At 64.1% G+C, this 26940-nt stretch carries 25 protein-coding genes, 1 tRNA gene and 1 pseudogene; 11 read left to right on the plus strand and 16 right to left on the minus strand.

Translation table 11 applies throughout. The features are described 5' to 3' along the window. Positions 1–156 precede the first annotated feature (156 nt). The gene (locus ABLE86_RS03530) at positions 157–762 is read left to right on the plus strand and encodes a TetR family transcriptional regulator (RefSeq protein ID WP_348777517.1); all 606 of its coding nucleotides are present in this window, start codon (positions 157–159) and stop codon (positions 760–762) included. A gap of 24 nt (positions 763–786) precedes the next feature. After that, on the plus strand, positions 787–1239 hold the full coding sequence (locus tag ABLE86_RS03535; RefSeq protein WP_348777518.1) for a cupin domain-containing protein: 453 nt from the start codon (positions 787–789) through the stop codon (positions 1237–1239). Between the two features lie 193 nt (positions 1240–1432). On the opposite strand, the gene ABLE86_RS03540 is transcribed toward ABLE86_RS03535, so the two are convergent. The 5 genes from ABLE86_RS03540 to ABLE86_RS03560 all read right to left on the minus strand — a co-directional run bounded on the left by ABLE86_RS03540 (position 1433) and on the right by ABLE86_RS03560 (position 6313). After that, positions 1433–2359 (minus strand): SRPBCC family protein, encoded by a 927-nt coding sequence (locus ABLE86_RS03540; protein WP_348777519.1) that lies wholly within the window; start codon positions 2357–2359, stop codon positions 1433–1435. Next, complete coding sequence (locus ABLE86_RS03545; RefSeq protein ID WP_348777520.1) at positions 2356–2697, minus strand: metalloregulator ArsR/SmtB family transcription factor; 342 nt, start codon at positions 2695–2697, stop codon at positions 2356–2358. Before ABLE86_RS03545 ends, ABLE86_RS03540 begins: the two co-directional genes overlap by 4 nt. A gap of 412 nt (positions 2698–3109) precedes the next feature. Then, positions 3110–4054, minus strand: a complete 945-nt coding sequence (locus ABLE86_RS03550) for an isoaspartyl peptidase/L-asparaginase (protein ID WP_348777521.1) — start codon at positions 4052–4054, stop codon at positions 3110–3112. 61 nt (positions 4055–4115) lie between these two features. Next, positions 4116–5708, minus strand: a complete 1593-nt coding sequence (locus ABLE86_RS03555) for an ABC transporter substrate-binding protein (protein ID WP_348777522.1) — start codon at positions 5706–5708, stop codon at positions 4116–4118. Continuing rightward, entirely contained in the window at positions 5705–6313 is a 609-nt protein-coding gene (locus ABLE86_RS03560) for a MarR family transcriptional regulator (protein ID WP_348777523.1), read from the minus strand. Before ABLE86_RS03560 ends, ABLE86_RS03555 begins: the two co-directional genes overlap by 4 nt. 188 nt (positions 6314–6501) lie before the next feature. Between ABLE86_RS03560 and ABLE86_RS03565 the strand changes: the two genes are divergently transcribed. The 7 genes and pseudogenes from ABLE86_RS03565 to ABLE86_RS03595 all read left to right on the plus strand — a co-directional run. After that, positions 6502–7203, plus strand: a complete 702-nt coding sequence (locus ABLE86_RS03565) for a creatininase family protein (protein ID WP_348777524.1) — start codon at positions 6502–6504, stop codon at positions 7201–7203. A 52-nt stretch (positions 7204–7255) separates the two neighbouring features. Continuing rightward, positions 7256–8227 (plus strand): ABC transporter permease, encoded by a 972-nt coding sequence (locus ABLE86_RS03570; protein ID WP_348777525.1) that lies wholly within the window; start codon positions 7256–7258, stop codon positions 8225–8227. Beyond that, positions 8224–9105, plus strand: coding sequence for an ABC transporter permease (locus ABLE86_RS03575; protein WP_348777526.1), 882 nt, complete (start codon positions 8224–8226; stop codon positions 9103–9105). The genes ABLE86_RS03570 and ABLE86_RS03575 overlap by 4 nt, the downstream gene beginning before the upstream one ends. After that, positions 9102–10838, plus strand: coding sequence for an ABC transporter ATP-binding protein (locus tag ABLE86_RS03580; protein WP_348777527.1), 1737 nt, complete (start codon positions 9102–9104; stop codon positions 10836–10838). The genes ABLE86_RS03575 and ABLE86_RS03580 overlap by 4 nt, the downstream gene beginning before the upstream one ends. A 20-nt stretch (positions 10839–10858) precedes the next feature. Beyond that, positions 10859–11743 carry a polysaccharide deacetylase gene (locus tag ABLE86_RS03585; protein ID WP_348777528.1) on the plus strand — a complete coding sequence of 295 codons (885 nt, stop codon included), beginning with the start codon at positions 10859–10861 and terminating at the stop codon, positions 11741–11743. A gap of 181 nt (positions 11744–11924) precedes the next feature. After that, positions 11925–12593 carry a pseudouridine synthase gene (locus ABLE86_RS03590; RefSeq protein ID WP_348777529.1) on the plus strand — a complete coding sequence of 223 codons (669 nt, stop codon included), beginning with the start codon at positions 11925–11927 and terminating at the stop codon, positions 12591–12593. Between the two features lie 8 nt (positions 12594–12601). After that, positions 12602–13213 (plus strand): annotated as a pseudogene (locus tag ABLE86_RS03595) (class I SAM-dependent methyltransferase); the annotation flags it as partial. A 340-nt stretch (positions 13214–13553) separates the two neighbouring features. Here the strand turns inward: ABLE86_RS03595 and ABLE86_RS03600 are convergent. Together ABLE86_RS03600 and ABLE86_RS03605 are read right to left on the minus strand one after the other, a co-directional pair. After that, positions 13554–14153, minus strand: coding sequence for a hypothetical protein (locus tag ABLE86_RS03600; protein WP_348777530.1), 600 nt, complete (start codon positions 14151–14153; stop codon positions 13554–13556). Positions 14154–14704: 551 nt separating this feature from the next. Then, positions 14705–14780, minus strand: a tRNA-Ile gene (locus tag ABLE86_RS03605). 132 nt (positions 14781–14912) lie between these two features. Here ABLE86_RS03605 and ABLE86_RS03610 point away from each other — a divergent pair. Further along, entirely contained in the window at positions 14913–15623 is a 711-nt protein-coding gene (locus ABLE86_RS03610) for an SIMPL domain-containing protein (RefSeq protein WP_348777531.1), read from the plus strand. A gap of 123 nt (positions 15624–15746) precedes the next feature. Here ABLE86_RS03610 and ABLE86_RS03615 read toward each other — a convergent pair whose 3' ends face one another. Next, complete coding sequence (locus ABLE86_RS03615; protein ID WP_348777532.1) at positions 15747–16121, minus strand: hypothetical protein; 375 nt, start codon at positions 16119–16121, stop codon at positions 15747–15749. A gap of 176 nt (positions 16122–16297) precedes the next feature. Beyond that, entirely contained in the window at positions 16298–16744 is a 447-nt protein-coding gene (locus ABLE86_RS03620) for a YcgN family cysteine cluster protein (RefSeq protein ID WP_348777741.1), read from the minus strand. A 172-nt stretch (positions 16745–16916) separates the two neighbouring features. On the opposite strand from ABLE86_RS03620, the gene ABLE86_RS03625 reads away from it, so the two are divergent. Further along, the gene (locus tag ABLE86_RS03625) at positions 16917–19094 is read left to right on the plus strand and encodes an OmpA family protein (RefSeq protein ID WP_348777533.1); all 2178 of its coding nucleotides are present in this window, start codon (positions 16917–16919) and stop codon (positions 19092–19094) included. A gap of 291 nt (positions 19095–19385) precedes the next feature. On the opposite strand, the gene ABLE86_RS03630 is transcribed toward ABLE86_RS03625, so the two are convergent. The 7 genes from ABLE86_RS03630 to dnaG form a co-directional block, all read right to left on the minus strand. Continuing rightward, positions 19386–20252, minus strand: coding sequence for an NAD(P)-dependent oxidoreductase (locus ABLE86_RS03630; protein WP_348777534.1), 867 nt, complete (start codon positions 20250–20252; stop codon positions 19386–19388). A 236-nt stretch (positions 20253–20488) separates the two neighbouring features. Further along, complete coding sequence (locus ABLE86_RS03635) at positions 20489–21058, minus strand: hypothetical protein (protein ID WP_348777535.1); 570 nt, start codon at positions 21056–21058, stop codon at positions 20489–20491. A 275-nt stretch (positions 21059–21333) separates the two neighbouring features. After that, a complete protein-coding gene (locus tag ABLE86_RS03640) occupies positions 21334–21624 on the minus strand; it encodes an HlyU family transcriptional regulator (RefSeq protein ID WP_348777536.1) in 291 nt (96 codons plus the stop codon). 137 nt (positions 21625–21761) lie between these two features. Beyond that, the gene (locus ABLE86_RS03645) at positions 21762–22055 is read right to left on the minus strand and encodes a GYD domain-containing protein (protein WP_348777537.1); all 294 of its coding nucleotides are present in this window, start codon (positions 22053–22055) and stop codon (positions 21762–21764) included. Between the two features lie 180 nt (positions 22056–22235). After that, the gene (locus ABLE86_RS03650; RefSeq protein ID WP_348777538.1) at positions 22236–22520 is read right to left on the minus strand and encodes a DUF333 domain-containing protein; all 285 of its coding nucleotides are present in this window, start codon (positions 22518–22520) and stop codon (positions 22236–22238) included. 68 nt (positions 22521–22588) lie between these two features. Then, entirely contained in the window at positions 22589–24610 is a 2022-nt protein-coding gene (rpoD, locus tag ABLE86_RS03655) for an RNA polymerase sigma factor RpoD (protein ID WP_348777539.1), read from the minus strand. A gap of 318 nt (positions 24611–24928) precedes the next feature. Beyond that, a complete protein-coding gene (gene dnaG / locus ABLE86_RS03660) occupies positions 24929–26851 on the minus strand; it encodes a DNA primase (protein ID WP_348777540.1) in 1923 nt (640 codons plus the stop codon). Between the last annotated feature and the right edge of the window lie 89 nt (positions 26852–26940).

Consider the following 26940-nt stretch of genomic DNA (forward strand, 5'->3'; position numbering starts at 1 on the left):
ACGTTGAACCACCTTCGTGAAGTCGCCCGTGGCGTTGTCCGCCTTGAGGACGCTGCCACGAACCGGCCACCATTTTATGACACCATTGGTGACATGAATTGACACCGCTTGAATTTCGTGACACATACAGTGCCATGATTAGTGGAAGGATCATGGATGTCGGACACACGCAGCTACAACAGCCCGCTCCGGGAAGGGAAAGCCAGAGAGACGCGAGAAGCGATCCTGAACGCCCTCTACCGGCTGATGAGCGCTTCGTGCATGCCGGACGAGATCAGCATGGAGGCTATCGCAACCGAAGCCGGCGTGCAGCGGCGCACGGTGTTCCGTCACTTCCCCACCAAGGATGACCTCCTGACCGCCTTCTGGCCTTGGCTGAATGAACTGATGGGCGCCTCCATCTCACCGGAAGATGTCCGGGACATCGTCAAGGGACCCCAGGAAGCCTTTCCGCGTTTCGATGCGCATGAGGCGGCCATCCGCGCCTCATTGCATTCGCGCACAGGGCGCGACATGCGCGCCGGCATGGTCGCCAGCCGCCGCCTACGCTTTGCTGGCGCGCTCGCTCCCGTTCTTTCCGAACTATCGCCCGCTGAGGCCCGGAGGGTCGAGGCGCTGGCGCACCTGCTCTATTCGGCCTCCGCCTGGGAGGTCCTGAAGGATTATGGCGGTCTCACCGGCGCTCAAGCCGGAGAGGCAGCCTCTTGGGCGCTCGATACGATCCTGTCCGCGGTCGGCTCGGGCTCATTGACGCGGACGTAACATCGACAGCCAAGGAGAATGGCGATGAGCATAAGCGTCACCACCATGCAGCAAGGCGAGACCCGCTGGGTCGTCGCCGACCGCATCCGCTTTCTGGGCGGTCTTGCGGGATCCAACCTTGAACTTCTCGAGGTGGAGGTTCCACCAGGTTCCGGCACACCTCCGCACAGCCACGCCTCGCCTGAACTTTTCTATGTGATCGCTGGCGAGGTCACCATCCGGCACTTCGCTGCCGGCAAGCCGCCGACGACGGTCTCGGCTGGAGCCGGAACCTCGGTGCGCATCGACAGACACGCGCCGCACAACTACATGAACGAGAGTGGCAAGCCTGCGCGCATGCTGGTGCTTATCGAACCATCGATGACCGCCTTTTTTCGGGAAATCGGAACGGCCGAGCCCCAGACCGCGCCGGATTTCGCCCGCATCGGCGCGGCCATGCAGCGCCATGGCATCGAAGCCCTGCAGATGGCTTCCTGACACACTACGCGTCCTTGCTGCCTTCAGCTGTAATCGGAGCAAGGTGTTGGCAGTCCGGAGATCGTCGAGCACCTGCCCTCGACTGATCGAAGGCGTCCCGCTGACCGGCGGGACGTCTTTTACAGGCCACGGCCCGCGTGCGGCTAAGGTCGGTCCACGAGCCCTAATTCGAGCCGACGGGAAGTCGCGGCATTCAGCGGGATGTGATGAAGCGTTCCAGTTTGCCCAGGGTTTGCAGACCCAGTTCCACGGCACCGAAGCCCTTCGCCTCCTGAAACTCGGCAGCCGTGCTGAGTACCATGCCCAGCGTAACCTTCGTCGCCCCGTCCTGATCCTCGAACGAGGCCCAGGCGTCGGCATGTTTCGGGCCGTTCTCGCCCCATAGCAGCGTATAGCCGAGCCTCTCCTCGGGCCGGACCTCGACATAGAGGTGGTGGTTCGGGAAGACCGTGCCGTCAGGTGCGATCATGTCGAATACCCATTCGCCTCCCCTGCGCAGGTCGATCCTCTTCGTGCGGCAGGAAAACCCGTCCGGCCCCCACCATCGCGGCAGCGTCTCGGGGTTCATCCACGCGCCCCACACGATGGAACGCGGCGCCTGAATCACCCGCTGCAGCACCATGGTCCGCTCTGCAACTTCGGCGAGATTGTCCAGTCCCGCGTCGAAGCCCTGTCGGTAGCCGGCCTCCATGTCCTCGGCCAGCGAGGAAAGCTGCACCGTCACGACCAGCCGGCTGTGCTCGTCCGTGCCTGAGAAATCAGCCGTCACCAGCGCTGCCGATTGCGTCGCGCCCCTGGACGAGATCACCTCGTAGTTCACGCTGCGCACCGCCGGCAGCAATTCAAGCCAGCCACATTCACAGCGGATGTCCGGCTGGCCTTTGACCTTGCAGAGTGAGACCTCGCGTCCACCCACCCTGGTGTCGGCCTCCAAAAACTCCACGGTGACCGAGGGCGTGGGCGCCGCCCAGACCGCCCGCGCGGCCGGCGCCGTCCAGGCCTGCCACAGCACCGACGACGGCGCGGCCAGGTCCCTTTCGAAGGTCAGCGTCGCGAAGCTGCCCTTCCTGTCGTCAGGCTGCGCACGGGTCGTGCTGCTCGTATTCGGGTTCGATGTCATTTCGCGCGTTCCTCCATCACGTTCATCACAAATGCGTCCAACCGGTCGAGCCGAGCCTCCCAGATGGCGCGTTGTTCATCGAGCCATGTCCGCACCGGATCCAGCGCCTCGGGAACGATGGCGCAGGTGCGTATCCGCCCGTCCTTGGACGTGGCGATCAACCCTGCCTCCTCCAGCACCGAAAGGTGCCGCATCACCGTGGGCAGACGCAGCCCCGTTGGACCAGCCAAATCGGTCACCCGCGCGGGCCCTTCAGCGAGTCGAGTAAGGATCGACCGACGGGTCGGGTCGGCCAGAGCGTGGAAAAGCAGGGAGAGATCGGGATCATGCTTAGCCATGATGCTAACTATCGTCCGATTTGCCGGCGGCGCAAGCGAAAACTTCGTCAAGTTGCTAAGTATCATCTACGGAACGGAAGTGCTCACCCTTTTTCGGCGGTGACGCTAGAGATGCTTGGGCTCGCTTCGCCCCTCGCGTGAGCGAATGCAGCACTCAGTTGAACGTCGCATGGGCCATGGATGCGCATCGTCAGGGACGGGCACAGATGCGTGCTGAATCGGCGCAAAAGAATTGACCGATTGGTGGACGAGGTTCTGAGGCAATGGGTTGCGACTGCCCTGCCCCATTTTCCAGCGCCTAATGGTGCGGGCCGCACAACAACGCGCTGGAAGTCTGTCCAGAGCGGGACAGACGTTGGCGTCGCCTAGCCGGCCAGCAGGCAGAGAAGCCCGAGGCCGGCCGGCGAACTGCTTAAAGGGCGAAGACCTGATCGTGGGTGCCCACGAAGAACTTGCCTTCGGGCGTGACCCAGCCCCGGAACATGCCGTCGGTGTTGTAGGGCGCGGCGATATTGCCCTTGGCGTCGACGGCCACCAGACCGGCGCCGATGCTGCGCGGCTGGAACTCGTCGATGATGATCTTCGAGGCTGCCTGCTCCAGGCTTTCGCCGAGATAGGCAACGCGCGAGGCGACCTCATGGCCGACCGCGTGCAGGATGAAGAACTCGCCCTTGCCGGTGCCCGACACGGCGCAAACGCCGTCGCGGGCATAGGTCCCAGCGCCGATGATCGGGGAGTCGCCGACGCGGCCCTCGGGCTTGTTGTTGTAGCCGCCCGTCGAGGTTGCCGCCGCAAGATGCCCGGCCGCGTCGAGCGCCACCGCGCCCACCGTGCCGTGCTTCTCGGACTCGCTCGCCTTGGCTGCGGTGCCCTGCCTTTCATGCTCCTTCATGGCGGCAAGCGCCTTTACCCGGCGCTCGGTGGTGAAGTAGCTGTTCGGCACCACTTCCAGCCCGCCTGCCGTGGCGTAGTCGTCGGCGGCGTGGCCTGCCAGAAGCACCGCCTCGCCGCGTTCCATCACCAGCCGCGCAGCCTTCACCGGGTTGCGGATGTGGCGGGAGCCCGCCACGGCGCCGCCGGTCTGCGTTGCTCCATCCATGATCGAGGCATCGAGCTCATGATAGCCGGCCGCGTTGAGCGCTGCACCATGGCCGGCGTTGAAATGCGGCGAATCCTCCATCACCACGACTGCGGCCTCGACCGCATCGAGCGCGCGCCCACCGGCGGACAGGATAGCCCACCCCGCTTCAAGCGAGCGGCGGAGGTCGACGCGTGCGGCCGCCCATTCCTCTTCGCTAAGATCGAGCTTGGCCATGACGCCGCAGCCGCCATGGATCGCCAGTGCAACAGGTCCCATTTCCAATTCCTCAAATGTTGCGGCCGCCCTGGGGGCGGCCGCTTTCTTCGTTTGCCTTATATCAGTTCGCCGGACGGATGTTCATCGCCAGCGTGTCCTCGTCGGAACGCGGGATGATCGTCAGGCCCTTCTTCAGGCCCCAGGCCGAAACCGTCGAGGCGACCGGCAGCAGCGGACGCTCCTTGGCGACAAGGGCGTTGGCATCCTGCAACAGCTTCTCGCGCTTGGCGGTGTCCATCTCCGCAGCCGCGGCTTCGATCAGCTTGTCCATTTCCGGGTTGGAATAGAAGTGGACATTGAAGGCACCGAGCTTGGTGGCCGGATCGTTGGTGTGCGCAAGCGCGCCAAGCGTGTAGTTGGCCTCGCCGGTCAGCGTGCCCCAGCCGGACATGCCGAAGCTGTAGTCGCCGCGCGTATTGGCCGGGAAGTAGACCGCGCCGGGCTGCGCATTGGCTTCGACGGTCACCCCGATCGACGCCAGCATCTGGGCGATGGTGGTGCCCACTTCCTTGTCGCTCGGCAGGCGGTCGTTGGTGAAGTTGAACACCACCTTGAAGCCGTCCGGATAGCCGGCGTCGGCCATCAGCTGCTTGGCCTTCTCGATGTCGGGCTGCGTGACCTGGATGTCCGGATTGTAGCCGAAGATATTCGGCGTCACGATCTGCGATTGGGCCTTACCCATGCCTTCCATGGCGATCTCGGTGATGGTGTCACGGTCGATGGCCAGATCGAAGGCTTCACGCACGCGCGGGTCGAGGAACGGGTTCTTCGGCAGCGCCGAACCGTCCTTGGCAGTCACCTGCGGCGTCTGCTCGCGGAAGTCGAAATAGAGAAGGAAGGAGTAGACGCTGTCGATCTTGGTGATGCTGATCGAGGAATCCTGCTCCAGCGTCGGAATGTCCGAAGCCGGGATGCGGGCGGCGACGTCAACCTGGCCGGCCTTGAGCTGGGCAACGCGCGCGGCGTCGTTCGGGATCTCCTTGCGGATCACCTTCTCCCACGGCTCCTTGCCGCCCCAGTAATCGTCGAAGCGCTCGAGAACCAGCTCTTCCTTCGGCGTCCAGGAAACGAACTTGTAGGGGCCGGTGCCGATTGCCGCCTTGCCGGAGTTGAAGCCCTCGGTGGCGTTTTCCGGCGTGTCGGAATAGTCCTTGGCCGCGACATGCGAGACGACGAACAGGCGGATGAAGTCGTTCGGCAGCGTCGGCGCCGGGCCGTCGGTCTTGATGCGGATGGTGTAGGGATCGACGATCTCGATACCCTGCACGCGGCGCACATAGACCGTCGTCGGGTTCGGGCCGGTGACATGCGGGATGCGCTCGATGGAGAACTTGACGTCCTCGGCGGTGAAGTCCGACCCGTCGTGGAACTTCACGCCCTGGCGCAGCTTGAATTCCCACGTGGTGTCGTCCAGCGCCTGCCAGCTCTCGGCCAGGCCCGGCTCGAGCTGCAGGTTGTCGCCGGATCTGATCAGCGTGTCATAGATGTGCTTCATCGCCTCGGCCTGCGTGCCGGTGGCGGTGAAGTCGGGATCGATCGAGGACGGACCCGAGCGCACGCCGATCGTCAGGTCGGCGGCAAGCGCGGCCGACGAAACGCTGGCATAGAGGCCCAGGGCGAGTGCGAGCCCGGTGGTTGCGCGCAAGATGTTCATACTTCTTCCATCTCCTCTGGAGTGTCGGTTTCTTGGCTGGATTTCTTGTTGGACGGCCAGGTCTCTGGCCACTTCCTCGAATCGGCGACGACCTTGGCCAGCAGTTCCGAAAGCATCAGCTGCTCGGCGGGGCTGAGCCCCTTCAGCATCAGCTGCTCCCGTTCCCGCATGGGCTGCATGGCCTCGTCGACGATACGTCTTCCTTCATCCGTCAGATGCAGGACGAAGCTTCGGAGATCGTTTGGATCCACCTCGCGGCGGACGATCTTCTTGTCGATCAGCTTCTGGATCGCGCGGCTGATCGTGTTCCTTGGAAAGCCTGAAGAGTTGCAGATTGCGCTCGCCGTCACGCCGTTCTTGAGGCTGAGCGAGTAGAGCACCACGAATTCAACCCGCTGCAGACCGAATTCCACCTCGATCCAGCGGTAGATCGGCACGTTGAACTGCAGCGCCAGGAAATTGATCCGAAACGAGAACCAGCAGGGATTCTGCCACAGCTTGACGGCGATGAGCTCGTCGACGGCACCGTCGGGCGCATCCCGCCTTCCCGCCTCCATGAGCAGATCATCAAGGGTCGTCGTCAACCCGGAGTCGCGCGACGCCATGGCCTCTTCTCCCCACTCGCCATTTGTTCCGGATGGAACTTGACTTAGCGAAAATCCGCTGTCAATTTCTTTTTTTAGTTCCTACTAGAACAATCTTGAACTAATGCGACGCGGCGCTGACGGCGCTTTCGCCTCTGCGTCAACGCTCGTGTCGAGCCGATTTCGCATATCCTGAAAGTGAGAACACGATGGACATAGCCGAGATGAACTGGATGCAGGTGGAAGAGCGCGTCGCCAGCGACGACCGCTGCATCCTGCCCATCGGCAGCGTCGAGCAGCACGCATACTTAAGCCTCTGCACCGACATGATCCTGGCACAGAAGGTCGCAATCGATGCGGCCGAGCCGCTCGGCGTTCCCGTCTTCCCGGTCATGCCCTACGGGCTTGCCGCGTCCTTCTCCGCCTATCCGGGCACCATGACGCTGAAGCTTTCGACATATGTCGGCGTGATCGAAGACTTGCTGAACAGCATGTACCGCTCGGGCTTTCGCCGCATTCTCGTGGTCAACGGCCACGGCGGCAACACGCCCGCAGGCGCGGTGATCTCCGAATGGCTGAACGATCATCCCGACGCCCGCGTCAAGATGCATGACTGGTGGCGCGCACCCCTGACCTGGAAAAAGGTGATGGACACCGACCCGGCGGCCTCGCATGCCTCCTGGATGGAAAACTTCCCGTGGACGCGGCTGGCCGAGGTCGTGCAGCCGATCGAGCCCAAGCCGCGCATCGACTTCGCCCGGCTTGCGCGCGTCGATGCCGCGACGAAGCGCGAGATGCTGGGCGAAGGCAACTATCACGGCCTGTTCGAGCGCCCCGACGCTGACATGCTGGCCATCTGGGACGTTGCGGTGGCAGAGACCCGCGCACTCCTGGAAGCCGACTGGAATTGAGCCGAACCAACTAGGGCAAGATGACGTCCGCAACGGACGCGACAGGGGAGCGATGTTTTCTTTCGTCTTTCAACGCATCTTCCAGGCAGGACTCGTGGTCGTCGCGATGTCCATTCTGGTGTTCTGCGGGGTCTACGCAGTCGGCAACCCGATCGACGTCCTGATCTCGCCAGACGCCACGCAGGAAATCCGTGCACAGGTGATCGCCCGCTACGGCCTCGACCTGCCGCTTTGGCAGCAATATTTCGAGTTCGCCAACCGGCTCATCCACGGCGACTTCGGCACCTCCTTCGTCTACGGCATGCCGGTCGGCTCGCTGATCCTGTCGCGCCTGCCAGCCACGCTCGAACTGACGGTGTTTGCGGTCATCCTCGCTTCGGCTGTCGGCATTCCGCTTGGCGTCTATGCCGGCTACCGACCGCAGAGCCTCGCCTCGCGCATCATCATGGGCGCCTCGATCCTCGGCTTCTCGGTGCCGACCTTCTGGTTCGGCCTGATGCTCATCATGGTCTTTGCCGTGCAGTGCGGCTGCATGCCGGCCGGCGGGCGCGGCGCGACCGTCTCGCTCTTCGGCGTCGAATGGAGCTTCCTCACCGCCGACGGCTTCAAGCACATGCTGCTGCCCGGCATCAACCTGGCGCTGTTCAAGCTTTCGATGATGATCCGCCTGGCCCGCGCCGGCACGCGCGAGGTCATGCTGAGCGACACGGTGAAATTTGCCCGGGCCGCCGGCATCAGCGAGCGCACGATCCTGCTGCGCCATGTCATGAAGCTGATCTCCATCCCGCTGGTCACGGTCTTCGGCCTGGAGTTCGGCTCCACGCTGGCCTTCGCCGTGGTGACGGAAACGATCTTCTCCTGGCCCGGCCTCGGCAAGCTGATCATCGACAGTATCACCTCGCTCGACCGCCCGGTCATGGTGGCCTACCTGATGCTGGTCGCGCTGCTGTTCATTGTCATCAACCTGTCGGTGGACCTTGTCTACGTGCTGCTCGATCCGCGTCTGAGAAAGGGACGGGCATGACGAACGCCTCTACCCCGCTGCGCAATTTCCTCACGGAATTCTCCCGCAACCGCGTCGCTCTCGCCGCCGGCATCGTGACCCTGCTGATCGCGGTGCTGGCGCTGGCGGCTCCGCTTGTCGCACCGCAGGACCCGTATGACCTCGCCCATCTGGTGCTGCGCGATGCGCGCCGGGCGCCCGGCTATGTCGGCACCGGCGGCTACGTCCACCTGCTCGGCACAGATGCGCAAGGCCGCGACCTGCTGTCGGCGATCCTCTACGGCCTGCGCATCTCGCTGAAGGTCGGCGTGATCTCGGGTGCCATTGCCTTCACGGTCGGCGCTCTGGTCGGCACCAGCGCCGCCTATATCGGCGGCCGCACCGAAAGCCTGCTGATGCGCATCGTCGACCTGCAGCTTTCCTTCCCGGCGATCCTGCTGGCCTTCGTGATCGCGGCCATTCTCGGCCAGGGCCAGTACCAGCTCATCCTGGCGCTGATCTTCGCCCAATACGCCTATTTCGCGCGCACAGCGCATGGCGCGGCGTCGGCCGAACGGCAGAAGGACTATGTCGAGGCTGCTCTCTCCGTGCCGCTGAAGGCACGGCGGGTGGTGCTGCGCCACATCCTGCCCAACGCCCTGCCGCCGCTGATCGTGGTGGCCACGGTGCAGGTCGCCAGCGCTATTTCGCTCGAAGCCACCCTCTCCTTCCTCGGCGTCGGCCTGCCGCCGACGGAGCCGTCGCTCGGCATGCTGATCGCCAACGGCTTCCAGTATCTGCTGTCTGGCCGCTACTGGATCTCGATCTACCCCGGCATCGCGCTCATCCTGTTCATCGTGTCGCTGAACCTCGTCGGCGACCAGATCCGCGACCAGCTCAACCCGAGGCTGCAGAAATGACGGCGCCGCTCCTGCAGGTCACCGACCTCAAGACCCATTTCCACACCGCCAAGGGCGTGATGAAGGCGGTGGATGGCGTGTCGTTCTCGCTGGCCGCCGGTGAAGTCCTCGGCCTCGTCGGCGAATCCGGCTCGGGCAAGAGCATCACCGGCTTCTCGATCATCGGCCTGATCGATCAGCCGGGCCGCATCGAAGGCGGCTCATCGATCAAGCTCGAGGGGCGCGAGCTCGTCGGCCTCGCGCCCAACGAGCTGCGCGCCATCCGCGGCAAGGTCATCTCCATGGTCTTCCAGGATCCGATGATGACGCTGAACCCGGTGCTCAGCATTTTCACGCAGATCCGACTCGCCCTGGAAGCGCATGGCAAAATCTCCACCGCCGAGGCGCGCAAGCGCGCGATCGCGGCGCTGAAGCAGGTGCGCATCCCCGACCCCGAGCTCAAGGTCGACTTCTACCCGCACCAGTTCTCCGGCGGCATGCGCCAGCGCGTGGCGATCGCAATTGCGCTTCTGCACAAGCCCAAGCTCATCATCGCCGACGAGCCGACGACGGCGCTCGACGTCTCGATCCAGGCCGAGATCCTGGCCGAGATGAAGGAGCTGGTGAAGGAGACCGGGACCGCGCTTATCTGGATCAGCCACGACCTCGCCACTGTCGCCTCCATCGCCGACCAGGTCGCCGTGATGAAGACCGGGCGCATCGTCGAGGCAGGCGCCACCAATGACGTGCTGCTCAACCCGCAGCATCCCTATACGCGCGGGCTGCTCGACGCCCTGCCCTCGCGCGCCGAACCCGGCGCCATGCTGGCCCGCAACAGCGGCGACGGCGAGGCCGATCCGGCACCGCCGCCGCGCCGCGAGGCCTCCGGCCAGAAACGGATGCCGAAGGACGGCGTGCCGTATTTCGTCATCGAGGGCGTCAGCAAGAAGTTCCGCAGGGACACCGGCCTGCTGCATGCCCTCGCCGAGAAGGCGGGCCTCGCCTCGCCCGTTCCCTTCGTGCAGGCGGTGGACAATATCAGCCTGACGCTGGCGCGCGGCGACGCTCTGGGCCTCGTCGGCGAATCGGGCAGCGGCAAGTCGACGCTCGGCCGCATCGCAGCGGGCATCTACGCGCCCACCACCGGCTTCGTCAGGCTCGAAGGCAACCCGGTCATCTCCAGTGGCCGCAACCCGACGAAAGTGACCACGCGCGTCCAGACCATCTTCCAGGACCCGTTCGCCTCGCTTGACCCGCGCATGCGCGTCGGCGACAGCATCTCCGAGGGGCCGCTGGCGCATGGGCTTATCACGCGGGCGCAGGCCGGCGAATATGTCCGCCAGTGGCTCGCGGCGGTCGGGCTCGACCCGGCCTTCGCCGGCCGCTATCCGCACCAGTTCTCCGGCGGCCAGCGCCAGCGCGTGGCAATCGCCCGTGCGCTCGCCATGCAGCCGGACGTGGTGGTCTGCGATGAGCCGGTGGCCTCGCTCGACGTTTCCATCCAGGCGCAGATCATCAATCTGCTCATCCGCCTGCGCAAGGAACTGGAGCTGACGCTGATCTTCATCTCGCACGATCTCTCGGTCGTTCGGCACCTGTGCGACCGAGTGGCGATCATGTATCGCGGCCGCATCGTGGAAGCCGGCCAGACCGCCGAGATCTACGAGAACCCGCAGGACGACTATACGCGGAGGCTGCTCGCGGCGGTGCCGGTGCTGCCGCAAGCGGCGCAGGCGACCGCGGCAGCAGTTTGAACCATCAAAATACGAGGTGAATGATGGAACCCTGGCAGTGGGACGAGTCGGTTTGGCGCGGCAAGGTGGAGAAGATCCGCGCGGGCCGCTCGCTGAAGCCGAAGGCCTGGAAGAACGGCGCACGCTGCGCCGTGGCGCTGTCCTTCGACAGCGACCATGAGAGCAACGAGCTGCGCGACGGCGGCGAATCCATCGGCCGCATGTCGCAGGGCCAGTATGGCAACCGCGTCGGCATCCCGCGCATCCTCAAGACGCTTTCCGACAACGACATCAAGGCGACCTTCTTCGTGCCGGCCGTGGTCGGCCTGCTCTATCCCGACGAGCAGCGGCGGGTGGTCGCCGAGGGCCACGAGATCGGCCTGCACGGCTGGATCCACGAGCTCAACACCAAGGTGCCGCCGGAAAACGAGCGCGACCTGCACTTCCGCGCCGCCGACACGCTGGAGAAGATCACCGGCGTTCGCCCCGTCGGCATGCGCACGCCGTCCTGGGATTTTTCGAGCGTCACGCTCAAGATCCAGCGCGAACTGGGCCTGCTCTACGATTCCTCGCTGATGGCCGATGACGATCCTTACGAGATCGTCGAGGAAGGCGAGCCGACCGGTATCGTCGAGCTCCCGGTGGAGTGGATTCGCGACGACGCGGTCTATTTCAACATGAACCGCTTCACCGCTCACCGGCCCTACACGCCGCCGACGGCAGTGCTGGACATCTTCCGCCGCGAGTTCGACCGCGCTTATGAGGAAGGCGGCCTGTTCCTTTTGACCATGCACCCGCATGTCATCGGCTACCGCTCGCGCATCTCCATCCTGGAGGAGTTGATCCGGCACATCCGCGGCCATGACGACGTCTGGTTCGCCACCCATGCCGACATCGCGGCCTATGCCGCTGAAGGCCTGCGCTAAGGCAAGTGACCCTCGACGCGCCGGCAGGCTTCCCGCCGGCCGGCGCGGCACCTGAAAAACCCTTGGTCCGGGGCGGGCGCGCCCGTCGACGCCGCCGGGCTTCTCTCACCAGCGCAAATACCGAAAGCCGGCCGGCCATGTTGTTCTCCGCAGGGCGCAATTCCATGGTATATCGGACGCCATGGACTCGTTATCAGATGCCTTTCCCGTCTATAACCCGCCGCGGGAACCCTATTTCTCGATCCTCCATCGCGACGCAGACCTTCTCGTGCTCGATAAGCCGAGCGGTCTTCTTTCCGTGCCCGGACGCCACCCCGCCCTCGCGGACAGCCTGGCAACGCGCGTTCAGGAACAATTTCCGAAAGCCCTGATCATTCACCGACTGGACAAGGACACGTCCGGCCTGGTGCTGATGTCGCTCAACCGCAAGGCGCATGCCGCGGTCGCGGCGCAGTTCGAGGCGCGCACCACCGAGAAATCCTATGTGGCCGAGGTCTGGGGGCGGGTCCAGGATGAGGAAGGATTGGTCGACCTGCCCTTGGCCATCGATCCGGACAACAAACCCCGGCATCGCGTCGACCATCAGCACGGCAAGCCCGCGCAGACGCGCTGGCGCGTTCTCGGATACGGTGAGAACACCACGCGACTGCGCCTTTTCCCGTTGACCGGACGCACACACCAGTTGCGCGTGCACATGAAGGCGTTGGGTCACGTGATCCTGGGCGACGAGTTCTATGCCGACGGCGCGGCTCTGGCGGCCGCAGACCGGCTGCTGCTCCACGCCGAAGAACTGAGCTTTCGTCATCCCCGTGGCTCGGACGTCACCTTCACCGCCCCCGTGCCGTTCTGAGAGCGACGATGGCGCAAAACCTCGACACAACATCCCTGATCGTCGACTTCGTCGGCGGCGCGACCGGTCACCGTTTTCGCTCTAGCGAGGGGCGTGGGCAGGCTTTGGCGAAAGCCGCCGGGTTTTCGCGCGGCGTTGTGCCGGAAATCGTGGACGCTACTGCCGGCCTCGGCCGTGACGCGTTTTTCCTGGCGTCGCTTGGTGCGCGCGTCACCCTCATCGAGCGCTCCAGGACGATGCATGACCTCCTTGCCGAGGGGCTCGATCGCGCCCGAGCGCAAGGGGGGCGGTATGCCGAAACGGTTGCGCGCATGACGCTGATACATGGCGACTCATGCGCCCTGCTGCCGCAACTGAACCCGCAGGTGGTATTGGTCGATCCGATGCACCCTCCACGTGGCAACACGGCCCTGGTCAAGAAGGAGATGCGGCTGATCCGCGAAATCGTCGGCACCGATCCCGACGCCGCACAACTGATGCAGGTCGCCCTGGAGACCGCGCGCAACCGAGTGGTGCTCAAGTGGCCCCTGCGCGCGGAGCCGATGCCAGGGCTACCCAAACCGTCCCATCAGATCTTGGGAAAGAGCACTCGTTACGACGTCTTCGTGAAAGCCAGGATCATGAAAACGACCCCATCGGATCAGAATGCCCAGTACTGCAGTACGCAATCGCCTCAACCAGATCTGCCCGGATCGTCCTCGGAAAGAGCATGAGGACGGCTTCAAAAACCGTCCTGCCGCGGGCACCGATCTCCGATCTGATCAACTTCGTCGCGGAAACGGGCCGCAAAATGCTAAACCTCGAGCTGCCTCGCGCTCGGCAGAATCTTGGGGCGTAAACCAACTGGAAGACGTTAACGAGCGGCGGCAGTGCCAACAAAAGCGATGGTGGGCCCTAGCCGTTAAAAGAAATAAGCAATTTCAATCGTTCTCCGATACCGTCACAAATCCCGCCACTTTCTTAGGTCTTATCCTCCTTCAGAAAGCGTTCAAGACGGGCCGTTATGTGCGGCGGCGGGTCACCCTCACCACGCCACGACCGGTGTTCGCGGGTCGTCGGGTGAATGATCAGTTTGAAGGTTGGGAAATCGTCGTTTCCGACAATTCGCATCAGGCGCGTGAACTCTGAAACTGGTATTTGCCAGAGGGTGTCCTTAGTGAGGTCGGAGTTCACGAAAAACGCTGCGACCCGAAGGTCCAACTCGCTGCAGACGGCTTCAGCAAACACTTTGCTATGGATGAAGAGGTTGAGTAGCTGCCTCACGCCCACGGTGCATTTCTCAGGCGCGTTGAGATCGAAATATTCAAAGAAGTTGAAGCGTGTCCACCAATCGGGTTGCTTCGACGGCAAGAGGCTAAAGCGTTCGGCTTTGACGTTTAGGTCGGCGAGTTGTGAAGTTAGCTTCTCAGCGTCGAACAGCTTCCGCATCGCATAGGCTGAGAGGAATACCTTCTTCTCAAGATGGAACGAGCGGCGTGTGGAAGCCTTGGACGCCCACCTGTCAATCAGATCAGCGTCCTTCAATAGCTGCTGCTTCCACGGCCAACTCTCTACGATCATGCCCCAATCGCGATCCTAAGCAAGTGCTCCCACGTCCCATACGGCGGGTCTGTCAGTGCCAAATCGACGCTCCCATCTGGAATCTCCTTCATACGCTCAAGGCAGTCACCGAGCAGCCGTGTGGGCTCTGAAACTAGCATTATTCTCGGGTCAATCAAAATGGCGCTAAGTTAAAATAGCCATGAATCGATGCGTTTACTTGTTCAACACTCCGTTTACTGAAGCATATTTTGTATTTCGCATGTGATTGCGCGTGATTTCGTGTTCAGGACTCGAACCCGCAACCATGATGATTTCACCGCTCAGCTGAAACGCCTCGAATCAAGCGCTTGCTGTATTCATCTAGGTATTTAATAATTAACGTAAATTTTCGATTTAGCGAAGTGCGACCGGACTCGGGATTACTTGCATCAAATGGGCCTGACGGTATCCGAGGGTCAAAGAGTGACGGTATTTTAGGTTTTTGGACACCGTAAAATGGCTTTGCGGGCCATTTTGAAAAGCTAAGCCATTGATTTTTGCTAGGAAACTTGAACGGTCAAAAAAATCGATGGTGGGCCCGGAGGGACTCGAACCCCCAACCAAGCGGTTATGAGCCGCCGGCTCTAACCATTGAGCTACAGGCCCCACCCAGTGGCTGGATAGTTTCTTTTTTCGGCGCGCACAAGGCTTTAACCGAAAACAGTTTCCACTTGCCGCAATCGGTCCATAATCGCAACATAGTCGGGCCCCCGAAGGGACACGATATTGGAGATTTGCATGACGAAGTTTCATCTGCCCCTGGCGCTGGCCGCGGCGATCGCCCTGCCGGCGGCATCCGCATCGGCGCAGACGCAAGCGCCCTCCCGCATCGTGGTGACGGGCGAAGGCGAAAAGGCGGTCGCGCCGGATCTTGCCCTGCTCTCGCTCAGCGTCATGCGCGAGGCCAAGACCGCGCGCGAGGCGCTGGACGCCAATAACGACGCCATGGCGGCGGTGATTTCGGCGATGAAGGCCGCCGGGATCGAAGAGCGCGACCTGCAGACCTCCGGCATCCAGATCGTCCCCCGCTACCACTACACCAACAAGCCGGACGGCGGGCAGGAGGCCGAGCTGGTCGCCTACCAGGTCACCAACACGCTTTCCGTGCGGGTGCGCGACCTTTCCAAGGCCGGCGACATCCTCGACAAATCCGTGTCGCTGGGCGTCAACCAGGGCGGCGGCATCGTCTTCACCAACAACGACCCTTCCGCCGCGCTGACCGAGGCGCGCAAGCTCGCGGTCAAGGATGCGGTGGATAAGGCCAAGGTGCTGAGCGAGGCCGCCGGCGTGCAGCTTGGCCGGGTGATCGAAATCTCCGACCAGACCTATCCGCCGCGGCCGATGCCGATGGCCAAGACCATGGCGCTGGACGCTTCCGGCGCCGTGCCGCTCCAGGCCGGCGAAAACACCTACAACGTGCAGGTCAACGTAACCTTCGAGATCAAGTAGCGGAAGGGGCCGGCAGGCCCTGCCCTCGCCTCCATCGCACCCGAAAAGAAAAGCCCCGGAGGATCGTTCCTCCGGGGCTTTTACTTCAGGTCCAGCCGTAAGTCTTTTCAGGGCAGGACCGGATCAGCGCAGGATCGGGCAGAACGGCTCGCGGCCGAAGGTGACGATCATGCGGTCGCCCCACTCGCGGCCAGCGACGGTGATCGAATGGCGGCTCATGTCGACGACGCGGGCGCGGTGCATGCCCATGCGCTCGGCCTTGTCGAGGGCGCGGTCGGGCGTGCAGCGGCGCTCCCAGCGGTCGCGCCGGTCCCAGCGCTCCTGCCGCTCGTCAGGATACCAACGTGGTCCGGAGTCACGGACGTAGAAACCGCCGCCGACCTCGCCGCCGCCGAAATTCAGGTAAAGGCCATCGGCCTGCGCGCCTGCCGGCAGCGCAGCCAGGCCGCTGAGGCCGATGAAAGTGGAAAGTGCGGCGGTCTTGAACAGCTTGTGCATTGTTGTCTTCTCCTCGGTGGCTGAACCGTTCGGCGGTCCTGCCGAAGCGATGTGGCAACAATGCGCCGTGGTGGCTGAACCTTTGTCGAACCGCATATTCATCTTCGGTTCATGCGGGTAAATTATTGAAATACCATCGCAACAATGCGTGTACGAACAGCCGCGCCGCCGGCTTGTCAGGGCTCCTCGGCCAGCATATGGGCAAAGAAATCCTCCGGCTCGGCAAGGTCGCTTTCCAGCGCGCTGACCCGGCCGCGCACCGAAATGCCGGCCTCGTGCACGGTTTCGGCGCTGCCGGAAACCAGCGGGTGCCACCAGTAAAGATCGCGCCCCTCGGCCACCAGCCGGTAGGCGCAGGTATTGGGCAGCCAGGGTATGGTGCGCACGTTCTGAGGGGTGAGGCCGACGCAATCGGAAACGCGCGACAGGCGGTGCTCATAGTCGGCGCAGCGACAAGTTTCCGCGTCGAACAGGCGGCAGGCGACGCTCGTCCAGTAGATGTCGCCGGTGTCCTCGTCCTCCAGTTTCGACAGGCAGCACTTGCCGCAGCCGTCGCACAGCGACTCCCATTGGGCCGGCGTCATTGCCTCGAGTTCGGTGGTCTTCCAGAAAGGCTCATTCATCGGCTGCATGTGGCCCGCTCGCGCGGCAAGGTCAAGCCGGCGAGCAGGCTCCACAAGCCTCTTCGCCCGTCAATCGCCCAACTGATGCCTCGTTTGCGGCCTTTCGGGAACAAATTTGCGTGTCTTATGTTCCGCTCGGACGGGACCTTATGCATAACAGGAGAATTCGTATATGAAACGCCAACCAAGGATCTTGGTGGGAACCGCCCTCGGCCTGCTGATGGCATCCGCGCCGCTGATGGCCGCGCCGCCACTGCCCAATGGCGGCAGCGGCGAATCTCCCCTTCTCTCGGCCGGCATGAACAAGAGCGCGCCGATCGTCATCGCCCAGGCCGAAGACGAGCTCACGCCCTCCGAAGAGTTGCTGCCGAAGAAGAAGCACCGCAAGGCGCAGGAAGAGCGGGCCCCCGAAGGACAGCCGGCAGAAGCCGCACCTGACGAACAGCCGCGCAAGAAGAACCGCAAGGAGGCCCCTGCCGCCGAGCAGCCGGCCCAGCAGGAGCTCGCGCCCGCCCCGGCCGAGGAGCCGACGCAGCCGCGCAAGAAGAACCGCAAGGAGGCCCCTGTCGCCGAGCAGCCGGCCCAGCAGGAACTCGCGCCCGCCCCGGCCGAGGAGCCGGCGCAGCCGCGCAAGAAGAACCGCAAGGAGGCGCCAGCCGCCGAGCAGCCGGCCCAGCAGGAACTCGCGCCCGCACCGGCCGAGGAGCCGGCGCAGCCGCGCAAGAAGAACCGCAAGGAGGCCCCTGTAGCCGAGCAGCCGCCCCAGCAGGAACTCGCGCCCGCCCCGGCCGAAGAGCCGGTGAAGCCGCGCAAGAAGAACCGCAAGGAGGCCCCTGCCGCCGAGCAGCCGGCTGCCGCGCCGGAACTCGCCCCCGCCCCGGCCGAAGAGCCGGCGCAGCCGCGCAAGAAAAACCGCAAGGAGGCTCCTGCCGCTTCCGAACAGCCCGCCACTCCGGGCGAAGCGGTAACGCCTTCGGAAAAGCCCGCTGAAGCCACGCCGGACAAGCCGCGCAAGAAGGGCAACCAGCAGGCGCCTGCCGCCGAGCAGCCCGCCGCTCCGGGCGAGGCGGTAACGCCGGTTCCGACCGAGAAGCCGGCGGAATCCGAAGGCCAGGTCCAGCCCGCTCCGGCTGAACCGGCCACGCAGGCTCCCGCGCCGGTTCCCGGCGAGGCACAGCCGGCTCCGACGGAGGCCACCGGGGCAGGCCAGGCGCCTGCAGCCGACAGCCAGAAGGTCGCCCCGGCACCGGACAGTCAGAAGGTCGCTCCCGCCGAAGGCCAGGAACAGGGTGCAAAGGAGCAGGGCAGGCGCGGTCAGCGGGAGGGCGGCAACCGTCGTCCGCAGCCCGCCGAAGCCGGTCCGCCGCCCGTGGACGACAAGTCAGCCCAGCAGGAGGTGCAGCCGGAAAAGGTCGAGCCGGTGACCGCCGAGCAGGGCAAGCGCGTGAAGGAAAGACCGGTGGACCTGAAGCGCCGCGAGCGGCCGGAGGGCACCGAGATCCTCAAGGAATTCGGCGACCGACTGATCATCCAGCTCGACAACCAGGTCATGGTCCAGAGCAGCGAGCGCCCGCGCATGCGGCACAATGCCCGCGACGTCTACTATGAGGATCTGCCGCGCGGCCGCACCCGCGAGACGATCGAACGGCGCGACGGCACGCGGGTGGTGACCATCCGCAACGCCTATGGCGACGTCGTCCGCCGCTCGCGCATTACACCCGACGGGCGCGAATATGTGCTCTCCTATGTTGACGAGGACGACTATGACCGCGTGCGCGACTGGCGTGATCCGGGCCGCGATCTTCCGCCGCTGCGGCTGGAAATCCCCGTGGACGACTACATCCTGACCTCGGACCGCGTTCGCGATCCGGACATGTACTATCGCTTCCTCGAGCAGCCGCCGGTGGAGCGTGTGGAGCGGCTCTATTCCGTCGACGAGGTCAAGCGTTCGGCCCGCATCCGCGACAAGACGCGGCGCATCGACCTCGACACGGTCACCTTCGATTTCGGTTCGGCGACGATCGCCGAAAGCGAGATCACCCGTCTTGAAGGCGTGGCCAACGCCATGGAACGCATCCTCGACAGGAATCCCGCCGAGACGTTCCTGATCGAAGGCCATACCGATGCCGTCGGCTCCGACCTCGCCAATCTGGCGTTGTCGGACAAGCGGGCGGAAGCGGTAGCCGCGGCGCTCACCAATGTGTTCGGCATTCCGCCGGAAAACCTGGCCACCCAGGGCTATGGCGAGCAGTTCCTGAAGGTGAAGACCCAGTCGCCCGAACGCCAGAACCGCCGTGTCGCCATCCGCCGCATTACGCCGCTGGTGGCCCCGGTTGCCAGCAACCAGTAGCGGCAAGGCCGGCCCGCGCAACGACCGTGATCGTCGCATTGCCCGATCACGGTTTCGCGAGGTGAGGCCGGTTTGCCATTGACTCGACAGATTCGCCACGCAGTCTGTCCTGATAGTTCCCTGCCCCGTCCCCCAGCCGGGGGACAGGCGAAAGCCCGGCCGGTCGCCCCCTCCCCGGCCGGGCTTTTCTATTCGTAGCTGGCATGACGGCGCTAGCGCCACCAAATTTCCTACAAGATCAGGCGGATGGGCGCCTTTCCTGAATCAGGCTGGCAACCACACCGGCCTGCGTCACAGGAAACCGGCCACCTTCGTGTCTGTCTGCGCGAAGATCTCGTCCGGCACGAAAAAGTCTCCGGCCAGCGCGCCCTTGGCGCCCGGCGAGTATTTCGAAAAATCGTTGACGCCCGCCTCGCGCAGCACCAGCTCGTCGATGAAGAAGTTGCCCGTCGTCTCGCGTGAAGGCCGGGTCAGGATCGCATGGGCCGCATCGGCCACGATCTCGGGCGAGCGGCTCATGGCCGCCACCGTTTCGCCTCCCAGAAGGTTGCGCACCGCCGCCGTGTCGATCGCCGTCAGCGGCCACAGCGAATTGACCGCGATGCCGGCCTTGGCGAATTCCGCGCTCATGCCCAGCGTGCACATCGACATGCCGAACTTGGCCATTGTGTAGGCCACGTGGTTCTTGAACCATTTGGCGTCCACGTCGAGTGGCGGCGCCAGATTCAGAATATGAGGATTTTGCGCCAACTTCAGGTGCGGTATGCACATTTTGGAAACGAGGAAAGTGCCGCGCGTATTGATCTGGTGCATCAGGTCGAAGCGCTTCATGTCCGTTTCCAGCGTACCGGTAAGCTGGATGGCGCTGGCATTGTTGATGCAGATGTCGATGCCGCCGAACTTTTCGACCGTCCTGGCCACCGCCTCCGCGACCTGGCTTTCCTCGCGTATGTCGCAGATCACCGACAGTGCCTTGCCGCCTGCCTTCTCGATCTCTTCGGCCGCCGTGTAGATTGTGCCCGGCAGTTTGGGGTGCGGCTCGGTCGTCTTGGCGGCGATCGTCACATTGGCGCCGTCTCGCGCGGCTCTCAGGGCGATCGCAAGGCCGATGCCGCGCGATCCGCCCGAGATGAACATGGTCTTTCCTTTGAGGGACATTGCCGCGCTCCGAATTTGTCTAGCCTTGAACAATCTTGCCCCGCCGCAAGCTGCCTTGCAAGCCGGCCGCGCGCCGGGCGCAATCGCCAGCCACCAGTGTCGTGGAGCCAGACCTCAAGATTACCGCCAAGTTCGGCGCAGGCAAAAACCTCGGCCGCGACCCGGCGGGCACGGACCACGGGCGACGACTATTCGGCCGAAGCCCGTCGCCCGCCCCCAGCCGAGGCGCCGCAGCGCTATTTGACGCCGAACACCTCGGCGCAGCGCGAAAGGCTCAGGCCCTGGCCGTCGGTGTCTCGCGTCGCCTCGACATTGGTGATTGTGCCGCTGGCGTCGACGGTTATCTGCGCCTCGCAGAACAGGTGCTCAACGCGCGCCGGCTTTACCATCACCTGCCGCGGACCGAAGCCGCCGAAGCTCACGCTGGAACTGGTGGTACGGCTTTCGGTCACCGTGGTCGAGCTGTTGGGCTGCGACACGGTGGTAGTTGTCTTGGTGTTGGTCCTGCCGGCCATCGGATCGCTGGGGTTGCCGACCGTCATATACTCCGCGGGTATCGTGCGCGAGGTCTCGCCGCCGCGCCAGCGATAGACCTTGCCGCCATTGTTCAGGTCGAATTCCGAGATTGGAGCGCCATAGCTGGAAAAGAAAACGTCGCTCGGCTGGCCGATGAAGCGCGACTTGATCGCCTTGTTGGCTTCCTCGGTGGTCGTGCACGCGGCAAGTGCCGGCGCCAGCAGCGCCAGAACCAAGCCTACCCCTCTTGCCCCGCCGCGAAAACGCGAGGCCTTGTTTCCAAGCGACATTCTTTCCTCCGGCACTTGTCGTCCCCGCCCCGCCGGCGCCTGTGCCGCAACGGAGCCGCGCCATTGCAATACTGCAATGCACGGCGCTGCATAGCGTGATTCTAAATCCCGCGTCCCAGGGTTTGAACAGGTTGCGGTTGCGAAGCGCCCGCACGACAGACGGCGCAGCCAGTCGGTCGCCGGCCTTATTCCGTGCGCCGCGAATGGGCTCGGCATCGAGCCTCAATTCAGATCTGGTCGAATGGCGCCTGCCGCAGCCAGCGGCGTGCAGGGTGTCAGCCGAAAATCCGGTCGCCCTGCTCGTCGATCATCTGCTTGCCCTTGCGGAAGGAAACATCGATCGCGTCGTCCAGCGAGGCGAACCGATCGGCGCGAATGAACCTGTGCTCCTTCACCACGCCGCCGATCTCCTTGGAGATGACGCCGCAGGTCTGGAACTGGCCTTCTTCCTTGAAAGGCGTGGCCCGGATGCGGAAACCGTTGTGCTCGATCTCCTTGACGGCCGCTTCCTGGGCCGGACCGGCGTTTTCACCGCCGCCGCCGAAAAGACGCTTCAGAAAGGACATGGCCACCTCGCCTCCGATTCAACCGCAAACTAGCTCTTTCGCGCCGCCCCGTCGAGGCGGTGCAACAATCAGGCGGAGATGTCGGCCGCTCCACGGTTGCCCGTCAGCCGGGCCACCGCTTCCGGGCGCGACTTGCTCTAGCCAAGAGACGTGATGATCTCTCGATAGGCGGCTTCCGGGAAGGCCTTCAGCGTTTGCGTGCGCACGTTGCCTGCCATGCCGATCTGCAGGCTGAAACGCGCCGCCACCGCATCGTCCGGTGCCTCACCGATCAGCACCATGTCGTATTTGCCCATGGTCATGTAAAAGGCCTTGAAGCTGCCGCCCATGTCCTCGAGCTGCTTCTTCACCGCATCCAGCCGCTTGGGCGACTCGCGCACGTTCCTGATGCCCTGATCTGTCCATTTCACGAGCATGATGTAAGTGGTCACAGCACACCTCCCTTCCGGTGCCGTGGGGCGAGACAGGCCCTGAGCCGGCATCGGGACATTGCCCCCATTCACCCGGGAGGGAATATGGAGCCATGGCGGAGCCAGGCAAGCGGGCACCGCAACGCTGAGCCCGCCCGCGCGTCAGGCCGGGCCACCGTCATGCCGTCGGCCGGGAGCCTGTCATTCGGGCCGGTCCCAGCCCTTTCCTCCGGGCGGCGGCACGCATCTTCCGTCGCGGAAAAGCCTCCACAACTCGCAGATGCGGTCATCACCCGGCAGCCGGCAAAATCCGAACTGCCTGCCCTTCTCATCTTGCCGGGTGTCCGACTGCCCGCCAATGGCGGCGCAATAGTCGGTTGCTGCGTTGGCCAGGCCTATCACCGCCCGGGGTCTGGGATAGCACCCGACCAGGGCGATCAAGGCGGGGATCATGACAAAGCACTGCATTCGAAGGGCGATTGCCATCTCTTCGCTCCTCCCCTTTTCACCGGACAGAAAAAAGCCCGGGACATGCCCGGGCTTTCTTCGGTTTCTCAGCTATCGAGGAAGCTTCTCAGCTTGCGCGAGCGGCTCGGATGCTTGAGCTTGCGCAACGCCTTGGCCTCGATCTGGCGGATACGCTCGCGGGTGACCGAGAACTGCTGGCCAACCTCTTCGAGCGTATGGTCGGTGTTCATTCCGATGCCGAAGCGCATGCGCAGCACGCGCTCCTCGCGAGGCGTCAGCGAGGCCAGCACGCGCGTGGTCGTCTCGCGCAGGTTGGCCTGGATCGCCGCATCGATCGGCAGGATCGCCATCTTGTCCTCGATGAAGTCGCCGAGGTGTGAATCCTCCTCGTCGCCAACCGGCGTTTCGAGGCTGATCGGCTCCTTGGCGATCTTCAGAACCTTGCGCACCTTCTCCAGCGGCATGGCCAGCTTTTCGGCCAGCTCCTCCGGGGTCGGCTCGCGGCCGATCTCATGCAGCATCTGGCGCGAGGTGCGGACGATCTTGTTGATCGTCTCGATCATGTGCACCGGGATGCGGATGGTGCGGGCCTGGTCGGCGATCGAGCGGGTGATTGCCTGCCGGATCCACCAGGTGGCGTAGGTCGAGAACTTGTAGCCACGGCGGTACTCGAACTTGTCGACCGCCTTCATCAGGCCGATGTTGCCTTCCTGGATAAGGTCCAGGAACTGCAGGCCGCGGTTCGTGTACTTCTTGGCGATGGAGATGACGAGGCGCAGGTTGGCCTCCACCATTTCCTTCTTGGCAATCGCCGCCTCGCGCTCGCCCTTCTGCACCTGGTTCACGATCTTGCGGAACTCGATGATGGAAATGGCGGTTTCGGTGGCCAGATGCTGGATCTCGGAGCGGATGTCGCGGATGGCATCCTTCTCCCTGGCGCTGAACTCCTTCCAGCCGCGGGTGGAAAGCTTGGAGATCTTGTCCGTCCAGTTGGGATCGAGCTCCGAGCCCTGATACTCCCGCAGGAACTCTTCGCGGCGCACGCCATAGCTTTCGGCCAGGCGCAGGAGCTTGCCTTCGTTCTGCACCAGACGCTTGTTGATGTCGTACAGCTGCTCGACCAGCGCCTCGATGCGGGCGTTGTTGAGCGACAGCGACTTCACGGCCTTGATGAGCTGGTCCTTCAGCTCCTTCAGGCGGCGGTCCTGGCTGGGCGAAAGCATGTCGGCGTCGGCCAGTCGGCTTTCCACCTGCTGGTCCTGCAGCTTGCGCAGCTTCTTGTAGGTGTCGGCGATGACGTCCAGCGTCTCCATGACCTGCGGGCGCAGCTCCGCTTCCATGGCCGCCAGCGACAGGTTAGCCTCGTCTTCCTCTTCCTCTTCCTCTTCGGGGCGCGTTTCGCCGCCGACATTGGTAATGTCGTCGTCGTCACTGCGCGAGGCGCGGCGCGGCTTGCTGTCCTCGGGCGTCTTCGGCCGTTCCAGCTCCTCGCGGTCGAGCGCGGGCGCCTGCTTGGCCTCAGGGCCGGCATAGGTGGCTTCGAGATCGATGATCTCGCGCAGCAGGATCTTGGCCTCGTTGAGTTCGTCGCGCCAGATGATGATGGCCTGGAAGGTCAGCGGGCTTTCGCACAGGCCGGCGATCATGGTTTCGCGGCCGGCTTCGATGCGCTTGGCGATGGCGATTTCGCCCTCGCGCGACAGAAGCTCCACCGAGCCCATCTCGCGCAGATACATGCGCACGGGGTCGTCCGTGCGATCGGTCGGCTCTTTCTTGGTGACGGCCGCAACCGCGGTGCCGGTCTGTTCGGCCAGCTCGTTGGCGTCGTCTTCGGCGTCGCCGCCCGCGCCTTCGCTGTCCTCGCCAGCCTCGTCGTCCTCGACCACATTGATGCCCATGTCCGAAAGCATGGCCATGGTGTCCTCGATCTGCTCGGAGGTCACTTCCTCCGAGGGCAGCACCGAGTTCAGCTCGTCCATGGTCACATAGCCGCGTTTTTTCGCGGCCTTGATCATCTTCTTGACAGCATCATCGGAAAGGTCGAGCAGAGGGCCGTCGGGGGCGCCTTCGCGTTCGTTCTCGACCTCTTCCTTTTCCTTTATCGCCATTCTTTTGCTTTCTCCAAGCGACCGGATGTGGGGAGCCCATGAGACTCCCGGACCGGGTAACAAATCACCTGCGCTGACTTGCGTCTGTGCATGCCGTTAGCAGCGACCGAGTTACCTCTTGATTAACCCTAATATCTGGGGCCGCTTGCGCGCCTCGTCCAGATCAGCTTCCCATCCTGCCAATTCGGGTGCGGACCGAGCCGCTCATACAACTCGAATCGTTCTGATTCCGTCAAACGGAACGAACGTCAAGCGCCTGTTCGCATGATTCGCCCCTAAAAGGCGAATCAAATGCGAATCACCGCCGTTTCCGCGCCTTCAGCCGCGGTCGCCGCGACCCGAAGATATGCCGAAGCCTTCAATCAGCGCTTCGGTTGCCTGCACATCGCGAAACTGAGCCTGGATTTCGACAAGATGACGGTAGTTCTCGTCGGTAGGGTCGGTTGCCAGAGCCGTCTCCGCTGCTTTAAGCTCCTTATGTAGGGTCCGGGCGCTGCGGTGCAAGTGCAGGGCCTGGGCGAAGGCGTCGCGCGCGTCCTCCAGCGCCGCGTCCTCCAGCGCCGGCCACAGCCGCGCCTTGCGCACCAGCGCCGTGGCACGCTCCCAGACCTCCGAAAGGCCGGCCCGCTCGACATGGGCGGTCACCTCCTCGCGCGTCTCGGCGTCATGCGCCACAGCGTCGATAAGCGCACTGTGCAGCTGGCGCAGGTCCTGGTCGGACAGGTCCAAGTCCTCGACATGCTCGAACTGCTCGTCGACCAGCATGGGATGATTGACCAGCGTCACCACCAGCGCGGCCTCGCGCAGTGACATCAAGCCACTGGCCCGCCGCACCATGGCCGAGCGCGCCAGGCTTTCCGAAACCGCCAGCCGCCCCGTCGCGGCGCCCGGCCGCCCGCGCTGCTCGCCGAAGCGCCTGCCCCCGCCGCCCTGCCTTTGCTTGCCGCCCGCACGCTGCGCGCCGAAGAAGCTCAGCACGCGGTCGCGCATCTCCTGCGCGTAGTGAAAGCGCACGCTCTCGTCCTTGATGCGGTTGGTCAGCTCGCGCAGCGTCTTCTCCAGCTCCGCGCGCCGCTCCGGCGTGTCGAAGACCCCGCCGGAGGTCTCGCGCATCCACAGCATGTCGGCCAGCGGCCGTGCCTCGCCCAGGAGCCGCCTGAAGGCGTCGGGTCCCTCCGCCTTGACCAGGTCGTCCGGATCCTTGCCCTCCGGCAGCAGCGCGAAGCGCGCCGTATGGCCCGCCTGCACCATCGGCAGCACCATGTCTGCGGCGCGCCATGCCGCGCGCAAACCGGCCTGGTCGCCGTCGAAGCACAGCACCGGCTCGCCGCTCATGCGCCACAGAAGCTCGAGCTGGTTCTCCGTCAGCGCGGTGCCCAGCGGCGCCACGGCGTTGTCGAAGCCGGCCTGCGCCAGCGCGATCACGTCCATGTAGCCCTCGACCACGATCACCGTGCCCTCGCGGCCCATCCCCTTGCGGGCGCGGGCGAAGTTGTAGAGCACGTTGCCCTTGTGGAAGAGCTCGGTATCGGGCGAGTTCAGATATTTGGCCGCAACGTCCGGCGACAGCGCCCGCCCGCCGAATGCGATCACCTTGCCGCGCGCATCCTCGATCGGAAACATCACCCGGTCGCGGAAACGGTCGTAGGAAACGGGAATGTCCGGCCCCGACACCACCAGCCCGCAAGCTTCGATCTGCGCCCGCTCGATGCCCTTGGAAGCGAGGAATTCCTTCAGCGCGTTGCGGCTGTCGGGCGCATAGCCCAGGCCGAACTTCTGCTGCGTCGCCGCTGTCAGTCCGCGGTCGCGCAGATAGGCGCGCGCCTTGGCTCCGTCGGAAGATTGCAGCCGGTCCTGGAAGAACTTTGCCGCCATCTCCATGACGTCGTGCAGCGAGGCGCGCTCGCGCTCGCGCCGTTCCTCGACCACGTCGCGCGCCGGCATCGGCACGCCGGCCATGTCGGCAATGCGCTCCACCGCCTCGGGGAAGCTGAGACCGTCCAGCTCGGTCAGGAACTTGAAGTGGTCGCCCGAAACGCCGCAGCCGAAGCAGTGATAGCGCCCCTTGCGGTCCTCGCAGTGGAAGCTCGGCGATTTCTCGCCATGAAAGGGGCAGCAGGCCCAGAAATCGCCGCGCGGGGCGTTGGTCTTGCGCCGGTCCCACGTCACGCGCGAGCCAATCACGGCCGAAATCGGCACGCGGTCGCGTATCTCGTCGAGGAAGGAGGGTGAAAAGCGCATGGAATAGCTCGTTGTCGTCCCCCTATAACATGACCGTCGCGGGATACGACTCCCGGCGGAGAAAATGCCCGCTTTTCACAGGCCAGGCT

Source organism: Mesorhizobium sp. KR2-14, from assembly GCF_040049255.1.
Taxonomy (GTDB): Bacteria; Pseudomonadota; Alphaproteobacteria; order Rhizobiales; family Rhizobiaceae; genus Pseudaminobacter.

Excerpts from the sequence above, each read along its gene's own strand:
- ABLE86_RS03530 (WP_348777517.1), top strand. The coding sequence starts at position 157 with ATGTCGGACACACGCAGCTACAACAGCCCGCTCCGGGAAGGGAAAGCC.
- ABLE86_RS03535 (WP_348777518.1), top strand. The coding sequence starts at position 787 with ATGAGCATAAGCGTCACCACCATGCAGCAAGGCGAGACCCGCTGGGTC.
- ABLE86_RS03540 (WP_348777519.1), bottom strand. The coding sequence starts at position 2,359 with ATGACATCGAACCCGAATACGAGCAGCACGACCCGTGCGCAGCCTGAC.
- ABLE86_RS03545 (WP_348777520.1), bottom strand. The coding sequence starts at position 2,697 with ATGGCTAAGCATGATCCCGATCTCTCCCTGCTTTTCCACGCTCTGGCC.
- ABLE86_RS03550 (WP_348777521.1), bottom strand. The coding sequence starts at position 4,054 with ATGGGACCTGTTGCACTGGCGATCCATGGCGGCTGCGGCGTCATGGCC.
- ABLE86_RS03555 (WP_348777522.1), bottom strand. The coding sequence starts at position 5,708 with ATGAACATCTTGCGCGCAACCACCGGGCTCGCACTCGCCCTGGGCCTC.
- ABLE86_RS03560 (WP_348777523.1), bottom strand. The coding sequence starts at position 6,313 with ATGGCGTCGCGCGACTCCGGGTTGACGACGACCCTTGATGATCTGCTC.
- ABLE86_RS03565 (WP_348777524.1), top strand. The coding sequence starts at position 6,502 with ATGGACATAGCCGAGATGAACTGGATGCAGGTGGAAGAGCGCGTCGCC.
- ABLE86_RS03570 (WP_348777525.1), top strand. The coding sequence starts at position 7,256 with ATGTTTTCTTTCGTCTTTCAACGCATCTTCCAGGCAGGACTCGTGGTC.
- ABLE86_RS03575 (WP_348777526.1), top strand. The coding sequence starts at position 8,224 with ATGACGAACGCCTCTACCCCGCTGCGCAATTTCCTCACGGAATTCTCC.
- ABLE86_RS03580 (WP_348777527.1), top strand. The coding sequence starts at position 9,102 with ATGACGGCGCCGCTCCTGCAGGTCACCGACCTCAAGACCCATTTCCAC.
- ABLE86_RS03585 (WP_348777528.1), top strand. The coding sequence starts at position 10,859 with ATGATGGAACCCTGGCAGTGGGACGAGTCGGTTTGGCGCGGCAAGGTG.
- ABLE86_RS03590 (WP_348777529.1), top strand. The coding sequence starts at position 11,925 with ATGGACTCGTTATCAGATGCCTTTCCCGTCTATAACCCGCCGCGGGAA.
- ABLE86_RS03600 (WP_348777530.1), bottom strand. The coding sequence starts at position 14,153 with ATGATCGTAGAGAGTTGGCCGTGGAAGCAGCAGCTATTGAAGGACGCT.
- ABLE86_RS03610 (WP_348777531.1), top strand. The coding sequence starts at position 14,913 with ATGACGAAGTTTCATCTGCCCCTGGCGCTGGCCGCGGCGATCGCCCTG.
- ABLE86_RS03615 (WP_348777532.1), bottom strand. The coding sequence starts at position 16,121 with ATGCACAAGCTGTTCAAGACCGCCGCACTTTCCACTTTCATCGGCCTC.
- ABLE86_RS03620 (WP_348777741.1), bottom strand. The coding sequence starts at position 16,744 with ATGAATGAGCCTTTCTGGAAGACCACCGAACTCGAGGCAATGACGCCG.
- ABLE86_RS03625 (WP_348777533.1), top strand. The coding sequence starts at position 16,917 with ATGAAACGCCAACCAAGGATCTTGGTGGGAACCGCCCTCGGCCTGCTG.
- ABLE86_RS03630 (WP_348777534.1), bottom strand. The coding sequence starts at position 20,252 with ATGTCCCTCAAAGGAAAGACCATGTTCATCTCGGGCGGATCGCGCGGC.
- ABLE86_RS03635 (WP_348777535.1), bottom strand. The coding sequence starts at position 21,058 with ATGTCGCTTGGAAACAAGGCCTCGCGTTTTCGCGGCGGGGCAAGAGGG.
- ABLE86_RS03640 (WP_348777536.1), bottom strand. The coding sequence starts at position 21,624 with ATGTCCTTTCTGAAGCGTCTTTTCGGCGGCGGCGGTGAAAACGCCGGT.
- ABLE86_RS03650 (WP_348777538.1), bottom strand. The coding sequence starts at position 22,520 with ATGGCAATCGCCCTTCGAATGCAGTGCTTTGTCATGATCCCCGCCTTG.
- rpoD (WP_348777539.1), bottom strand. The coding sequence starts at position 24,610 with ATGGCGATAAAGGAAAAGGAAGAGGTCGAGAACGAACGCGAAGGCGCC.
- dnaG (WP_348777540.1), bottom strand. The coding sequence starts at position 26,851 with ATGCGCTTTTCACCCTCCTTCCTCGACGAGATACGCGACCGCGTGCCG.